Here is a 14,769-nt window from a genome sequence, read left to right on the forward strand (position 1 = left end):
CCGACCGCCCGATCCCGTCGCCCAGGAAGGACGCCCGCATGGCCGAATCGCCCGTCGCACCCGTCAAGGGCCCCGCCGTCGTGGCCGGCCCGGCCGCCGGGCCGCCGCTCGGGCCGGTGCTGCTCTGCTGCCTGGGAGCCTTCGTGGCCTTCCTGGACAGCACCATCGTGAACGTGGCGTTCCCCAACATCGCCAAGACCTTCTCCGGCTCCGACCTGCCGACCCTCTCCTGGGTGCTCAACGGCTACAACGTGGTGATCGCGGCCTTCCTGATGCCGGCCGGCCGGGCCGCCGACCGGCTCGGCTGCCGGCGGTCGTTCGCGGTCGGCCTCTCGCTCTTCACCCTGGCCTCGGTGGTCTGCGGGCTCGCCGGGTCGGCGACGGTGCTGATCGCGGCGCGGCTGGTGCAGGCGGTGGGCGCGGCGATCCTGGTGCCGACCTCGCTCGCGCTGCTGATGCCGATGTTCCCGATGGCCCGGCGGCTGATCGCGATCACCATCTGGGGCGCGGCGGCAGCGCTGGCCGCCGGCATCGGCCCCGGTCTCGGCGGGCTGCTGGCCGAGCACTGGTCGTGGCGGGCGGTCTTCCTGGTGAACATCCCGATCGGGGTGGCGGCCGTCTGGGCCTCACGCTCGCTCACCGAGCAGCGCGAGCGCGGCGGTCCGACCCCGGACGTGCTGGGCGCGGCGCTGCTCGGCGGCGCGCTCGGCCTGCTCGCCCTGGGCCTGGTCAAGGGCCCGGACTGGGAGTGGACGAGCCCCGGCACCCTCGGAGCGCTGGCCGGTGGCGCGCTGCTGGCGGTGGCGGCGGTGCTGCGCAGCGCCCGCCACCCCGCGCCGGTCATCGCGCTGGACCTGCTCCGCTCGCGCAGCGCCATCGGCGGCAACCTCGGTTCGATGCTGTTCTCGGTGACCTTCTACATGGTCATCCTCAACAACATCCTGTTCCTGACCGGACACTGGCACTGGTCGCTGATCACGGCCGGACTCGCCACCACGCCGCCGCCGATCGCCACCGCGCTGGTCGCCCGCCCGGCGAGCCGGTTCGCGGAGCGGTTCGGGGACCGCCCGGTGGTGATCGCCGGCTGCCTGATCTACGCCTGCGGCACGCTGCTGCTGCTCTGGGGCGGCGGCCGGGGGCCCGACTTCCTCACCCACTGGCTGCCCGGGGCGGTGGTGATGGGCACCGGGGCCGGACTGGTCTGGCCGGTGCTGGGCGCGGTCGCGCTGGCCGGGGTCGAACCGGCCCGGCTGGCCACCGCGAGTGCGGCCAACGCGGCCTTCCGTCAGCTCGGCGCCGTCCTCGGGACGGCCCTCGCGGTCTCCGTGGTGACCGCCTCGGCGGCCGACGCGCTCGGCGCCGCGCGTGACACCTGGTACCTGGCGATCGGTTTCGCGCTCGCCGTCGCCCTGCTCGCCGCGGTGACGATCCGCCGGATCCCGGCGGTCGACGCGCCTGCCGATCCACCGGGCCTCCGGTGATTTCGGCCGAATTCCCCGACCAATACCGCGACTCGGCCCCCGGTTCCGACCGGGGGTCCAGCGGTGTTTGTGCGAAGCACATCTGATGATGCATCAACTTTCGTGTAACACGCATCACTTGGCCTGCACAATCGCCAACTTGTATGATTCTGAGCCATGGTGACGCCCGAAGTTGAGTCCTACATCCGGCAGAAATTCGGCGAGCACGCCGGCCTCGCCGACGAGGAAGTTTTCGCCGACGACGTGACGCTGGCCGATGTGATCGGCCGGAGTCCCAAAATGACCAACAGCATTGACCTGATGGAGGCCTTCGCCCGGACCGCCAACGGTCTCCGCAAGGACTACGGCGTGCGGGTGCGGCTGCCCGCGCTGCCCCTCGACACCGCGACCCCGGTGGTGCTGAAGGTGTTCCTGGAGGAGTTCGAGAAGCAGAAGGCGAAGGAGGCGGCCGCATGAGCGTCATCGAGACGGAGCCGGTGATCCGGAAGGCGGTCGTCCCCGCCGAGCCGCCGGCCATCATCACCGACCTCTGGGACGCGGTGACGGTGCGCGGGATGTCCCTCGTCGACGTGACCTGGGAGCAGCAGCGGCTGCACGAGTCGCGCCGGTGGAGCGTCGTCGAGATGCTGTCCGCCGTCGACCTGGACAGCCTCACCCCGCTCGACCGCAACCTGGTGTGGAACGCCGGCCGGGCCGAGCTGACCACCAAGCCGGGCGCCGACCGCCTGGAGCGGCAGGCCGAGGCCGAGGTGCGCCGCTGGGAGAAGACCAACCCGGCGCTCGCGGCGGTCATGGAGGCGTGCGGCACCTGGAGCCGCTACTGGAACGAGGAGGAGGCCCACCACGAGACGGTCTTCAACCGGCTGGCGGACGTCAGCGGGATGGAGCCGATCGACGACGAGACCTTCCTCGCGTTCCGCAAGGTCTTCCCGGACGACGACATGCTGCGCACCCTGGTGCTGCTCGCGATCTCCGAGATCACCGCCGCCGTCAACTACGGCCAGTGCCAGCACGTGATCCAGGACGAGGGCCTGCGCCGGATCTTCAAGCAGGTCGCGGCCGACGAGATCCAGCACCGCAACTACTTCGTGTCGTTCGCCAAGGCTCTGGTGGACAGCGGCGAGTACCACGCCAAGGACGCCTTCGCGGTGGCCCACCTCTTCCTCCGCGAGGACGGCGAACTCCTGGGCAGCGCCCGGGACCAGAAGGAGGACCGGGGGACCCACGTCAACTGGTGGGACCACCTGGACACCGCCGAGACCGGCTACCGGCCCGAGGCGATGGAGAAGAAGGAGCAGCTGGTCTGCGGCGCTCTGAAGAAGATCACCGGGATCGAGGTGCACTCCCGGGAGGAGGTCGAGGACACCTGGATGGACCTCCTCGACAGCTGACGCCGCCCCGCGGCCCCGGCCGGCGCCCCGCGGTGAACGCGCGGGGCGCCGGCCCGGCGGCCGGGCACCCGGGCGCCCGGGCAGGACGCTCCGCCCGGGCGGCTCCCGGTACAGCGGCTCCCGGTACACCGGCTCCCGGCTCCTCGGCCGGGGCCCTTCGGCACGATCGAAAACGGACGGTCCGACGTGTTCTTCGGCGAATCACGCCTCATGCTCCCGGTGCGCCCCAACGACCTCGACGCGCTGGGGCACGTCAACAACGCGGTCGCGCTGGAGTACCTGGAGGCCGGGCGGTGGGACTGGCTCGGCCGGCAGGGGCTCGTGCACGGCGACCGGCTGATCGCGGTGGTCGCCCGCACCGAGATCGACTACCTGGCGGAGATCCCGCGCGGCCGGGTCGAGGTGCGGACCGAGCTCGTCTCCCCCTCGGAGGAGGAGTGGGACGAGGAGGGCCTGACCTTCCGGGCCCGGTTCCGGCAGCGGATCGACCTTCCGGAGGCCGACCGGCCGGCGGTGGACGCGCTGGTGACGGTGGCCTTCCTGGACGCGGAGCAGCGCTGCCTGGTCTCCCTCCAGGACTTCCTGGCCGCCTCCACCCCGGCCTGACGACCCGTCGGGACACCGCCGCTCCGGAACGCGGCGACCGAACCATGAACGAGCGGCAACTGAACGAGTAGGAGGGGTCCGGTGCTCGAACACATCCAGCGCAACCAGGAGTGCCCGCCCGAGCGGGGGCTCCACCTGTACGAGAAGTACGGCGATCCGGCGGAGTTCACGCCGTACCGGGACTTCCCCGAGCGGATCGCCGCCAGTGCGGACTTCTTCCGGGAGCAGGGGATCGGACCGGGAACCAGGGTGGTCTTCCCGTTCGAGACCTCCGTTCCGGTGATCTTCGCGTTCCTGGCGCTGATGGAGATCGGCGCGGTGCCGCTCTCCGTCAAGCCCTTCGTGCTGAACACGCCGAGGGAGGGCTACCAGGAGTTCCTGGCCCGGGTCGCGGCGGACTTCGGCGCCGCCCGGATCCTCGGCGTCCCCACGCTGGCCGCCGTCGACCTGCCGGTCGAGGCGCTGCCGCTGCCGCCGGCGGGCCTGCGCCGGGCCGGTGCCCGGCTGCGGACGCCCGGGGACGACGAACTGGCGTTCGTGCAGTTCTCCTCCGGGTCGACCTCCTTCCCCAAGGGCGTCCCGGTGACCCACGGCCGGCTCCGGGCCAACCTGGCCATGATCACCCGGACCGACGGCCGCGAGCCCGGGGAGCGGGTCAGCAGCTGGCTGCCGCTCTACCACGACATGGGACTGGTCGGCGGCATGCTGTCCTGCTTCACCGTCGGCTGCGACCTGCTGCTCGCCGAGCCGGTGACCTTCCTGTTCGACGCGCGCGGCTGGTGGGAGCACATGGGCCGGGAGCGGGCCATCGGCACCGTCATCCCGAACTTCGCCGTCGACTACTCGCTCAAGCTGATGCAGGACCTCGACCCGGAGGAGATCGCCGAACTCGACCTCTCCGGGATGCGGTCGATCTACCTCGGCAGCGAGCCGATCAACCTGCCGAACCTGGAGGCGTTCCTCGACCTGATGGCGCCCGCCGGTCTGCGGCGCGACGTCTTCATGCCCTGCTACGGCATGGCTGAGGCCGTCCTGCTGGTGGCCAGCCGACCGGTGGGCGGCGAGATCCGGGTGGTGACCTCACCGTCCGGCGTCCCGGCGATCTCGGTCGGCCGGCCGATGGCGGAGTTCGCCGTCCGGCTGCGCGGCGAGGACGGGCGGGTCTGCGGCGAGCACGAGCTGGGCGAGATCGAGCTGGCCGGCGGCAGCCTCGCCGAGGCCTACTTCGACCGCCCCGGGTCGATCGAGGGGCCGGACGGCTACTACGCCACCGGGGACATCGGCTTCCTGGACGCCGGGGAGCTGTTCATCACCGGCCGGATCAGCGACCGGATCAAGGTGGGCGGGCGCAGCCTGTTCGCCGCCGACTTCGAGCAGGCGGTCGAGCAGCTCCCGTTCGTTCGTGAGGGCCGCACCGCGGTGGCGCAGATCGGCACCGACATCGTGGTCCTGACCGAGGTGGACCGCGAGGCCCGGGACGACGTGCCGGGCAGCCGGGCGCGGATCGTCGAGCACCTGGTGCGGGCGATCGGCGTCACCGTGCGGGCGGAGGACGTGCACTACCTGAAGCCCGGACAGCTGCCGCGCACCAGCAGCGGCAAGCTCCAGCGGCGCGCGATCGTGGCCGCGTACGAGCAGGGGCAGCTCGAAGGGCTGACGCTGGCCGGGCCCGGGAGCTGACCGGGCGGCCGGACCGGTTCGCCGCCGGCGGGCGGCCACCCGGTCCGGCGCGGCCGTCGGAGCCCCGCCCGCACCCGCGGGCGGGGACGCCACTACGCGAAGGAGCGACGCATGCCGAAGCTGGAACAGGACGGCGAGGTCTTCGTCCTGCGGCTCGACCCCGACGACGAGAACCTCTTCCACCCCGACCGACTCGCCGCCCTGGAGGCGGCGTTCGACGAGGTGGAGGGCGCGCAGGGGCCGCGCGCGCTGGTCACGGTGGGCAGCGGCAAGTACTGGTCGAACGGTCTGGACCTGGCCTGGCTGCTCGACCACGGCGACCAGTACGCCGGCTACCTGGACCGGGTGCACGCGCTGCTCGCCCGGACGCTGGCCTCGCCGGTGGTCACCGTCGCGGCGCTCAACGGGCACACCTTCGCGGCCGGGGCGATGTGGGCGCTGGCCCACGACGTCCGGGTGATGCGGGCCGACCGGGGGTACTTCTGCCTGCCGGAGGTGGATCTCGACCTGCCCTTCCAGCGCGGCATGTCGGATCTGATCCGGGCCCGGCTGGCGCCGGGGACGGCCCACGAGGCGATGACCACCGGACGCCGCTACGGCGGCGGCGAGGCGCTCGCGGCCGGGATCGTCGACGAGGTCGCGGACCTCGACGCGCTGCTCGGGACCGCGGTCGAGCGGGCCCGCGCGCTGGCCGGCAAGACCCGGCCGGTCCGGGGGCAGATCAAGGAGATGCTGTACTCCGAGACGCTCGCCTCGCTCCGCACGCCGACGGTGGCCTGAGCGCGTGAGCGCGTGACAGGTGGCCGGGCGGCCGGCCCCCGTGTGCGCGGGGTGCCGGTGCCCCGAGCGCAAGCCCGAGCCCGAGCCCGGGCCCGGGGCCGGTCGGCCCAGGGCCCGGGCCCGGGCTCAGCGGTACGTCGGCTGCTCGTGCAGGCCGAGCGCCAGCCAGGAGTCGGCCTCGCAGTGCCGTAGCAGCCAGCCTGCCAACGGGCCCTGTGGGTGGGACAGTTCCACGCAGGCGGCGCGCAGCCCGGCCTCGGCGGCCAGCAGGCCGGGGGCCGAGACGAACGCCACGGCGTCCAGGGCTCCCGGCGTCGTCCGGATCCGGGCGTGGTCGAGCCGGGCCGGCTCCCGGAGCACGCGCTCCAGTGCGTCCCGCACGGTCGCCGCCGCCACCGGTCGGACGGGCGGGGGGCCACCCGCCGTCTCCAGCCGGACGCGAATCACGTACATCTACGACAGCGTGACTGATCGACAGTTCCCGTGGTCCGAAGCGCCGGTGGCACACTTCTGACTGGCAGCAACATGTCACCGTCGTACGGCGACGACTCCGGTGCGCCCGCGTTCCGTTGCCGTGGTCGCGCGGCCGGTCGGACCGGCTCCCTTCACCGTTCACGCACCGGACCGCCATGCTCGTCCGCAGGAGCGGGTCCAACTCGCCTCGGACCCGCCATTGCCGAGGCGCGGGCCTCCGTACCCGGCGGCCCGCCGCCCCCGCGGGTCATGGAGGCCGGCCGGGCCCTGGCGCAGCAGCCCCTGGAGCGCGGGACGCGGATGCGCACCGTCGAGCAGGAGCGCGTCCGCACCGACCCGGCGACCGTACAGGACGCGCGCCGGCTGCGCGCACCGTGCCACCGCGCCGGATCGCCGGTCCTCGAACGGTCCCGTCGGCCGGTGCCCGGGCGCCGGGCACCGGCCGGCCCGCCGCGCCCCGCGCGATGCTGCGTCCACATACCAGGCAGGGGTATCCCACCACGGTCGTGACCTGGGCTTCGAGGCCGGCCCGGCGGACGGGATGTCGTCCGCCCGTGATATGTACTGCGTCTGGGGCGGCCAGTGCGCAGCCGTACGAAAGAAGCCGATGCTGTTCGAGGGGGCCACACCATGTCGTTCTTCCGACGCCGTTCCGGCGAGGGCGCTGCCGGAGGCGGGGCCGACGGCCGTCGGGGGTTCGGTTTCGCCCGGCGCCCCGCCGCGCGCGTGGCGGCGGTGCCGGCGCTCGACCCGGCCCACGGTGACGAGGAGCTGCGGCTGATGCTGGCCCAGGCGGCCGCGGGGGACTGGGCGTCGCTGCGCCCGGCGCTGGCCGCCGTCGCGGACGGCGCCGAACTCACCTGGCTGCTGGTCGCGCTCTCCGACGTCGCCGGGGTGGAGGAGTGGACGGCCCGGGCCGTCGCCGACCGGCCCGAGGACACGCCGGCGCTGCTGCTCTCCGGCGCCCGGCACGTCTCCTGGGCCTGGGAGGCGCGCACCGGTGCGCGAGCCCAGTACGTCACCGAGGAGCAGTGGCGGCTGTTCCACGAGCGGCTGGACACCGCCGAGGAGCAGCTGTTCGAGGTGGCCGAGCGGGAGCCCCGGTGGCTCGCCCCCTGGTACTTCCTGCAGATCAGCGGCCGCGGCGCCTCGCTCGGCCCGGACGTCACCCGGTACCGGTTCGAGGCCGCGCTGCGCCGCGACCCCGGCCACCTCGGCTCGCACAAGCAGCGCCTCCAGCAGCTCTGCGCCAAGTGGGGCGGCTCGCACGAGGAGATGCACGCCTTCGCCCGCGCCGCGATGCTGGCCGCTCCCGAGGGCAGTCCGCTGGGTGAACTGGTCGCGCTCGCGCACCTGGAGCACTGGCTGGACCTCCCGGACGGCGAGGACCACGCCTACCTCACCGGGCCCGCCGTCCTGGCCTCGCTCCAGGAGGCGCTGCGGCGGTCCGTGCTGCACGCCGACTACCCGCGCCCGCGCGGCTGGAAGGCCGCCTTCAACACCTTCGCGATGGCCTTCTCGCTGGCCGACCAGCCGAGGACGGCGCACCTCCTGTTCGAGGCGCTCGACGGCGCCGTCACCGAGTCCCCGTGGAACTACCTGTCCGGCGACCCCGTCGAGATCTTCCGGGCCCACCGGGACCGCTGCGCCCGCTAACCCACCGGTCCGGTTCACCGGCCCGGCCCACCGGCCCGGCCCGACAGCCCGACCCGCCGGTCCGGTCCAGCCGCCCGGCCGGGCCGCGCCCCGGCGCCCCGCCCCTCCCGCCCCACACCCGATGCGATCGAAAGAGCCTGCGGTGTCCCCTTCCGAGAACCCGACGAGCGCGCACACCTTCCAGGTGGACCTGCGCGGCCTGGTGGACCTGCTCTCCCACCACCTCTACTCCAGCCCCCGGGTCTACCTGCGCGAGCTGCTGCAGAACGCGGTCGACGCGATCTCCGCCCGCCAGGCGCTCGACCCGGCCTCGCCGGCCCGGATCACCGTCCACGCCGACCAGGACCTCACCGTCACCGACACGGGGATCGGGCTCACCGAGGCCGACGTCCACACCTTCCTCGCCACCATCGGCCGCAGCTCCAAGCGCGACGCCGACGGCCGCCTCGACGGCGCCGGCCTGGCCCGCGCCCGCGGGGACTTCATCGGCCAGTTCGGCATCGGGCTGCTGGCCTGCTTCGTGGTCGCCGACGAGATCACCGTCGTCACCCGCTCCGCCGCCACCCCGGACGCGCCGGTCATCGAGTGGCGCGGCGGCTCCGACGGCCGTTACACCATCCGCACCCTGCCGCCGGAGGCCAAGCCCGAGCCCGGCACCACCGTCCGGCTGGCGCCGCGCGCCGACGCCGCCGAGTGGACCCGCTCCGACCGCGTCCTGGCGCTCGCCCGGGACTTCGGCGGCCTGCTGCGCCACGAGGTGACGGTGGTCGACGGCCGCGGCACCGCCACCCGGGTCAACCGCACCCCGCCGTGGGCCGAGCGGCACGGCTCCCCGCTGGCCCGCCGCGAGGCGCTGGCCACCTACTGCCGCACCACCTTCGACTTCACCCCGCTGGACACCATCGAGCTGGACCTGCCGCTGGTCGGCCTGCGCGGCGTCGCCTACGTCCTGCCGGACGCGGTGCCGCCGTCCCGCCGCTCCGGCCACCGGGTCCACCTCAAGGGCATGCTGCTGTCCGAGCAGGCCGACGAACTCCTGCCCGACTGGGCGTTCTTCGTCCGCTGCGTGGTCGACACCGACAGCCTGCGCCCCACCGCCTCGCGCGAGGGCCTGTACGCGGACGAGACGCTCGCCGCCGTCCGGGACGCCCTCGGCGCGCGCATCCGGGACTGGCTCACCGGGCTCTCCGCCAGCGATCCGGCCCTGCTGCACCGCTTCATCTCGGTGCACCACCTCGCCGTCAAGGAACTCGCTCGCTACGACGACGAGTTGCTGCGGATGCTGCTGCCCTGGCTGCCGTTCGAGACGACCGACGGCAATGTCACCCTGGACGAGTTCGCCCGCGCCCACCCGGTCGTCCTGGTGACGCGCACGGTCGAGGAGTTCCGCCAGGTCGCCCCGATCGCGGCCGCGGCCGGCCTCGGCGTGGTCAACGGCGGCTACACCTACGACCGGGACCTCGTCCACCGGCTGCCCGAGATCCGCCCCGGCACGTCGGTGGCCGACCTCGACCCGGGCACCGTCACCGCCCACCTGGACACCGTCGACCCGGCGGCCGAGCTGGCCGCGGCGGCGTTCCTCACCGTCGCCCGCGAGGTGGTCGGCCGGTTCGACTGCGACGTCGCGCTGCGCAGCTTCCACCCGACCAGCGCGCCCGCGCTGCTGCTGGACAACCGGGAGGCGCGGCACGAGCGCACCCGCGCCCAGCTCGCGGACGAGGCCGACGGCCTGTGGGCCGACATCCTCGGCTCGCTGCGCGCCGAGGCGCCGCGCGCCCAACTGGTGCTCAACCACCTCAACCCGCTGGTGCGCCGGGCCGCCTCGATCGGCGACCGCGAACTGACCGTCACCGCCGTCGAGGCGCTGTACGGGCAGGCCGTGCTGCTCACCCGCCGCCCGCTGAAGTCCAGCGAGAGCGCCCTGCTCAACCGGTCGTTCATCAGCTTGCTCGACCACGCGATGCTCGGCCACGAGTCGGCCGGTCGCGCCGCCGCCGGTCGCGCCGCCGCCGGCCGTGACGCCGCCGACCGTGACGCCGCCGACCCGCAGAAGGAGTCCTGACCGTGGACGTACTGGACAGCGTCGACGCGGTGATGGCCGCGCTGCGCGAGAACGACGCCCGCCCGTACGGCCGGCTGCGGACCGTGACGGCGGAGGAACTGGTCGACGCCGCCGAGCAGTTCGACGACACCGCGGTCCGGGCGATGGCGCTGCTCGAACTGATGGAGGCCTACGAGTACGACGGCGAGCGGAGCAAGACCCCGGTGGTCTTCGCCCGGGTGCTGAAGCTCTGGGACACCGACCGCGACGGCTTCGGCGAGTGGGCCGGCCAGCAGGTGTTCTGGCGGTTCAAGTGGGTGGCCACCGCGCTGCTCGGCACCCCCGACGTCCCGCTGGACGCGGTGCACCGCTGGCAGACCGAGATGCGCGACCGCTACCGCGCCGCTGGCCACGGCCTCCAGCCGTACTACGCGCAGCGGTACCACCTGGCCGCGCACACCGGGATCGACACCGAGCAGGCCTTCGAGCTGTGGGCGGCCCGGCCGCGCAGCGAACTGAGCGACTGCCGGGCCTGCGAGATCCGCGCCCAGGCGGGCCACCACGTACGGTCCGGGGACGACCGGCGGGCGCTGGACGCCTGGCGGCCGGTCTTCGAGGGCGAGAGCACCTGCGCCGAGGAGCCCTACCTCAGCCATGCCTACGCGCTGCTGCCGCTGCTGCGCGAGGGCCGGCTGGACGACGCGCGCTCCAGCCACCTGGTCGGCTACCGGTTCGCCCGCGGCAAGTCCGGGATGGCCCGGGCGGTCGGCCTGCACGTGGAGTTCTGCGCGCTGTCCGGGAACGAGCCGCGCGGCCTGGAGATCCTGGCCGAGAACCGCGACCTGTTCGGCGTCACCGGGGACCAGGCCGGCCGGCTCGACTTCCTGACCGGCGTCGAGGTGCTGATCGCCGGGCTGGCCCGGGGCGGCCACGGCGGGCTCGCCGTCAGCGGACCGCCCGGCGCCGCCTGGACGGTGGACTCGCTCCTCGCCCACCTGCGCACCGAGGCGGACGCGCTGGCGGCCCGCTTCGACGCCCGCAACGGCACCGACGCGGTCGGCGCGCGCCGGCGGGCCCGGCTGGAGCGGCGCCCGCTGCTCGCCGAGCCGCTCGCGCTCGGGGTGCGGGCCGCGAGCACCCCGGAGCTGTCGGCCGCGCCGGCCACCCCGGCGGCGCCGCCGCGGGCCGCCGAGCCGGAGCCGGCGGACTTCGCCGACCTGGTCGTCCGGGCCCGCGAGCTGCACCTGCTGGGCCACCCGGACGGGGACCGCCTCTGGGAGCGGGTCGCCGAGCGCTTCGGCGCCGCGGACTACCGGCACACCGAGGGCACGGCGGCCGGCAGCGCCGCCCGGCTGCGGGCCGAACTCGCCGAGCAGCGGGCCCATACCGCGATCGAGCGGGACGACTGGACGGGCGGCCGGGCGGCGCTGCTGGAGGCGGCCGACCTCTTCGAGCGGGCGGGGCTGGCCGGGCGTGCCCTGGCGGTCCGCACCCGGGCCCTGGTGGTCGAACTCGGCGACGTCGAGGGCGCGACCTCCGACTGGCCCGCCCTGGACGCGGCGCTGGCCGAGGCCGAGGCGCTGCTCGCCGCGCCGCCGGCTGCGGACGCGGCAGCCGCCGGGCCGGCCATCACGACCGACGACTACCTGATCGTGCTGCAGTGCCGGGCCTTCGCGGCCCACCACGACCTCGTCCGGGCGCTGCCCGAGCCCCCGGCCGGGACGCTGGAGCGCTTCGAGGACACCGTCGCCGCGTACCGGCGGGAGAGCACCGAGCGGGGCTCGCTCCGGCGCACGGCCACCGCCCGCCAGTACGGCGCCGATGTGGCCGCCCGGCAGGGCCGGATGGCCGAGGCGGTGGCCGAACTGCGCGGCGCCCTGGAGCAGTTGGACGAAGCCGAACTGCCCTGGCACACGCCGCGGGTGCTCGGCCTGCTCGGCCAGGTGCTGCTGCAGAACGGCGACCGGGCCGAGGCCGTCGAGGTCTTCCACCGGGCGCTGGCCGAGGCCACCCGCTGGGCGGACGACTCGTACCCGTTCGGGGCGACGTACATGATGCTCGGCCACGCCTGCGCCCACCTCGGGGACGACGGCGCGGCCGTCCGGGCGCTCTCGCAGGCCGCCGCGCGCTTCGACCGCAAGGGTCCGGCGGGCGCCGAGGAGGCCGCCCAGGTGCGGCTCCAGCTCGCCGACCTGCTGCGGGACGCGGGCCGGGCGGCCGACGCGGTCGCCGTCCTGGAGTCGGTGCTGCTCGACCCGGCCGCGCCCGACCTGGACGAGCGGATGCTCGCGCAGGCCCGGCTGGATCTCGCGCGCGGACTGTTCGCGCTGGAGGAGTTCCGCGACTCGGCGGAGGAGTACCTGCGGCTCGCCGACGAGGTGGCCGGCTGGGAGGAGCAGCACACCCACACCGTGGTCGCCGGCGAGGCCGTCCTCGCGCTGGCCGAGGCGGGCCGCTGGGAGGCCGCCCGGACGGCCCGCGAGCGGGCCCTCGCCTCGCACGCGAAGGCGCCGAGGCCGGACCAGATCGCCGGTATGCTCCGGGATCTCGCCCGGATCACCATGCAGCGGCAGGGCCCCGGGGGGCTGGCCGAGGCGCTGGAGCGGCTGGCCGAGGCGGACGCCGTCCGGGAGGCCGCCGAGCGCGACGGCGAGCCGCACACCCCCTGGTACCTGCGCGGCGCCGTCCACTACGAGCGGGCCCGGGTGTACGCGGTGGCCGGGCGGCACGAGGAGGCACTGGCCGAGGCCGAGTCGGCGGTCACCGCCTACGAGGCGGGCGGGGAGCCGGCCGAGACGCCGCGCGCCGAGGCCGTCCGGCTGGCCGGGCTGATCGAGGGCACCGACCTCGGCCGGAGGGAGCAGGCCCGGGCCCGTCTCGCCGCCGCCGCCGAGCGCTGCCGGGGCTTCGGACTGCACGAGGCGGCCGGCATCCTGACCGGCCTGCGCGAGCGGATCGGCGCGCAGGAGCGGTGAGGTGACGGTGGGCCCGCCACCGCCGGGAGCGGCGGCGGGCCCACCGGGCGGCCCCGCGTCAGCAGGGGCCGTCGTCGGACCAGACGCCCCACTGTCCACTGGCCGACGGGTTCTCGTTGAGCGTCCACCACTTGGCGTGGTACTTGTGGCCGCTGTAGGACACCTTGCTGCCGTTGGTGTACGTCGTGGTGGCGCTCCAGGCCGGGTCGGCGCAGGCCCCCGGCGGGTTGCTGGTCGGGGGCGTGGTCGGGGGCGTGGTCGGCGGGGTGGTCGGCGGCGTCGAGGTCGGCGGGGTTGTGGGCGGCGTGGCGCCGGCGAACCGCACGGTGAACTTGGTGAAGTCCCAGTCGCTCTGCGCCACGCTGGAGCACGACCCGGACAGCCCAGGGTCGACCGTGCCCGGGCACTGGCGGTCGCGGTTGACGGACCAGTAGGTGTACCGGGCCAGCTTGTGGGCGAGGGCGAAGTCCAGCACGGTCTGGAAGTCCGCCTGCCGGAAGTACTCGGCGGCGTCCGTGCGCCCGTTCATCAGCGAGACGCCCTCGTGCGCGTAGGCCTGGGCCTCGGTCCAGCCGAAGGTGGTCCGGAGGATCCCGTTGAAGGCGACCAGGGCGGCGGTCTGGGCGGCCGCGCCGTTGAAGCCGCCGTCGAACGGCATGATCGAGTAGTTGTCGGGGGTGAAGCCCTGCGCCTTCGCCTCGTTGAGCATCTGCTGCCCGAACCACCCGGTGCCCGCCCCGGTCCCGGCGGTGGTGATCGAGATGTAGAGCCCGGGGTTGTTCTGCTGGAGGATCCGGGCCGCGCCGATCTCGTTGTGGATGGCCGCCGTGTTCTCGTACTCCGGCTCCTCCAGGTCGAAGTCGATCGCCTTCAGCTGGTACTTGGTGATCACCTTCTGGTAGCCGGCGGCGGTGGCCTCCGGGGTTCCGCAACCCTGGCCGAGCTTGTTGCCGCCGTAGCCGCCGACCGAGACCGAGACGTCCCCGCCCTTGGCCCGGATGGTCTGGATCACCGCCGGCATGGTGGTGTCGGTGTCGATCGAGGAGGTGCCGCCCCAGGCCGGGGAACAGCCGCCCTTGTCCAGGATGAACGCCAGCTGGAACGCCTTCTGGCCGGTCGCGTCCATCACCGCCGCGGCGTCCGGCGGGCTGTTGTCCTCGGGCATCAGGTAGGGCGCCGAGGCGTACCAGTTGCTGCCGATCCCGGCGGCCGGGGCGGTGACGTCGGCCGCGGCGGCGCCGCCGCCGGCCAGCGCGGCCGCGGCGCCGGCCACCAGGCCGAGCACCCCGGCCACCGCCACCGCGGCCCGGCGGGCCCGGGGCGTGCGGTGCGAGGGCCGGGCCCGCGGTCCGGTCGGTGGGGTGAACTGCTGTGGGGGAAGAGCGCGTTCCATCGGGAACCTCTCCAGGAAACGGCGGGGGAAGGCCCGCCCGCGTCGAGGTGGGGGAGACGCGGTCGGGCGCGACAGCCGTGCCACGGGGGGAGCGTGCGGACGGCCTCCACTGGTATAGACCTGTCCGGAAACCGCCGTCAACCAATGGGACGGTCAAGCCTTCACCGGGCCCCGGCGGCGCTTCCCGGGGCCGGCCGACCGGACGTCCGGTGGTCGCTCCGGCCCGGCCCTGGATTCCGGGGCATTCCCGACCCCCCTCCCGGATCCGCCCTTGACCCCTTTTGTGCCCCCT

General features: G+C 74.5%; 11 protein-coding genes. 9 read left to right on the forward strand and 2 right to left on the reverse strand.

Annotated elements, in window-relative coordinates; all coding sequences use genetic code 11:
- Positions 1-38 precede the first annotated feature (38 nt).
- The 6 genes from ABZ497_RS15195 (at position 39) to ABZ497_RS15220 (ending at position 5,938) form a co-directional block, all read left to right on the forward strand.
- Positions 39-1,481 (forward strand): MFS transporter, encoded by a 1,443-nt coding sequence (locus tag ABZ497_RS15195; protein ID WP_359805303.1) that lies wholly within the window; start codon positions 39-41, stop codon positions 1,479-1,481.
- 156 nt (positions 1,482-1,637) lie between these two features.
- Positions 1,638-1,937: a hypothetical protein gene (locus tag ABZ497_RS15200; protein ID WP_329490307.1), complete on the forward strand. Its 300-nt coding sequence runs from the start codon at positions 1,638-1,640 to the stop codon at positions 1,935-1,937.
- Complete coding sequence (locus tag ABZ497_RS15205; protein WP_329490308.1) at positions 1,934-2,872, forward strand: acyl-ACP desaturase; 939 nt, start codon at positions 1,934-1,936, stop codon at positions 2,870-2,872. Before ABZ497_RS15200 ends, ABZ497_RS15205 begins: the two co-directional genes overlap by 4 nt.
- A gap of 210 nt (positions 2,873-3,082) precedes the next feature.
- Positions 3,083-3,478, forward strand: a complete 396-nt coding sequence (locus ABZ497_RS15210; RefSeq protein ID WP_359805306.1) for an acyl-CoA thioesterase — start codon at positions 3,083-3,085, stop codon at positions 3,476-3,478.
- 81 nt (positions 3,479-3,559) lie between these two features.
- Complete coding sequence (locus ABZ497_RS15215; protein ID WP_352287629.1) at positions 3,560-5,158, forward strand: AMP-binding protein; 1,599 nt, start codon at positions 3,560-3,562, stop codon at positions 5,156-5,158.
- Between the two features lie 111 nt (positions 5,159-5,269).
- Positions 5,270-5,938, forward strand: coding sequence for an enoyl-CoA hydratase/isomerase family protein (locus ABZ497_RS15220; protein ID WP_359805307.1), 669 nt, complete (start codon positions 5,270-5,272; stop codon positions 5,936-5,938).
- A gap of 126 nt (positions 5,939-6,064) precedes the next feature.
- On the opposite strand, the gene ABZ497_RS15225 is transcribed toward ABZ497_RS15220, so the two are convergent.
- The gene (locus tag ABZ497_RS15225) at positions 6,065-6,391 is read right to left on the reverse strand and encodes a hypothetical protein (RefSeq protein WP_359805309.1); all 327 of its coding nucleotides are present in this window, start codon (positions 6,389-6,391) and stop codon (positions 6,065-6,067) included.
- A gap of 651 nt (positions 6,392-7,042) precedes the next feature.
- Here ABZ497_RS15225 and ABZ497_RS15230 point away from each other — a divergent pair.
- The 3 genes from ABZ497_RS15230 to ABZ497_RS15240 all read left to right on the forward strand — a co-directional run bounded on the left by ABZ497_RS15230 (position 7,043) and on the right by ABZ497_RS15240 (position 13,084).
- Positions 7,043-8,068 (forward strand): hypothetical protein, encoded by a 1,026-nt coding sequence (locus tag ABZ497_RS15230; RefSeq protein WP_359805311.1) that lies wholly within the window; start codon positions 7,043-7,045, stop codon positions 8,066-8,068.
- Positions 8,069-8,210: 142 nt separating this feature from the next.
- The gene (locus tag ABZ497_RS15235) at positions 8,211-10,130 is read left to right on the forward strand and encodes an HSP90 family protein (protein WP_359805312.1); all 1,920 of its coding nucleotides are present in this window, start codon (positions 8,211-8,213) and stop codon (positions 10,128-10,130) included.
- A 2-nt stretch (positions 10,131-10,132) separates the two neighbouring features.
- Positions 10,133-13,084, forward strand: coding sequence for a hypothetical protein (locus ABZ497_RS15240; protein WP_359805314.1), 2,952 nt, complete (start codon positions 10,133-10,135; stop codon positions 13,082-13,084).
- Between the two features lie 58 nt (positions 13,085-13,142).
- Here the strand turns inward: ABZ497_RS15240 and ABZ497_RS15245 are convergent, their stop codons facing one another.
- Positions 13,143-14,477 (reverse strand): carbohydrate-binding protein, encoded by a 1,335-nt coding sequence (locus ABZ497_RS15245; RefSeq protein ID WP_359805316.1) that lies wholly within the window; start codon positions 14,475-14,477, stop codon positions 13,143-13,145.
- Between the last annotated feature and the right edge of the window lie 292 nt (positions 14,478-14,769).

Source organism: Kitasatospora sp. NPDC005751 (assembly GCF_040630835.1).
In the GTDB taxonomy this organism is placed as follows: domain Bacteria; phylum Actinomycetota; class Actinomycetes; order Streptomycetales; family Streptomycetaceae; genus Kitasatospora.

What these genes read in the sequence shown, in the direction of transcription:
- ABZ497_RS15225 (WP_359805309.1), bottom strand. Translation starts at nt 6,391, where the DNA reads ATGTACGTGATTCGCGTCCGGCTGGAGACGGCGGGTGGCCCCCCGCCC.
- ABZ497_RS15200 (WP_329490307.1), top strand. Translation starts at nt 1,638, where the DNA reads ATGGTGACGCCCGAAGTTGAGTCCTACATCCGGCAGAAATTCGGCGAG.
- ABZ497_RS15210 (WP_359805306.1), top strand. Translation starts at nt 3,083, where the DNA reads ATGCTCCCGGTGCGCCCCAACGACCTCGACGCGCTGGGGCACGTCAAC.
- ABZ497_RS15230 (WP_359805311.1), top strand. Translation starts at nt 7,043, where the DNA reads ATGTCGTTCTTCCGACGCCGTTCCGGCGAGGGCGCTGCCGGAGGCGGG.
- ABZ497_RS15220 (WP_359805307.1), top strand. Translation starts at nt 5,270, where the DNA reads ATGCCGAAGCTGGAACAGGACGGCGAGGTCTTCGTCCTGCGGCTCGAC.
- ABZ497_RS15205 (WP_329490308.1), top strand. Translation starts at nt 1,934, where the DNA reads ATGAGCGTCATCGAGACGGAGCCGGTGATCCGGAAGGCGGTCGTCCCC.
- ABZ497_RS15245 (WP_359805316.1), bottom strand. Translation starts at nt 14,477, where the DNA reads ATGGAACGCGCTCTTCCCCCACAGCAGTTCACCCCACCGACCGGACCG.
- ABZ497_RS15195 (WP_359805303.1), top strand. Translation starts at nt 39, where the DNA reads ATGGCCGAATCGCCCGTCGCACCCGTCAAGGGCCCCGCCGTCGTGGCC.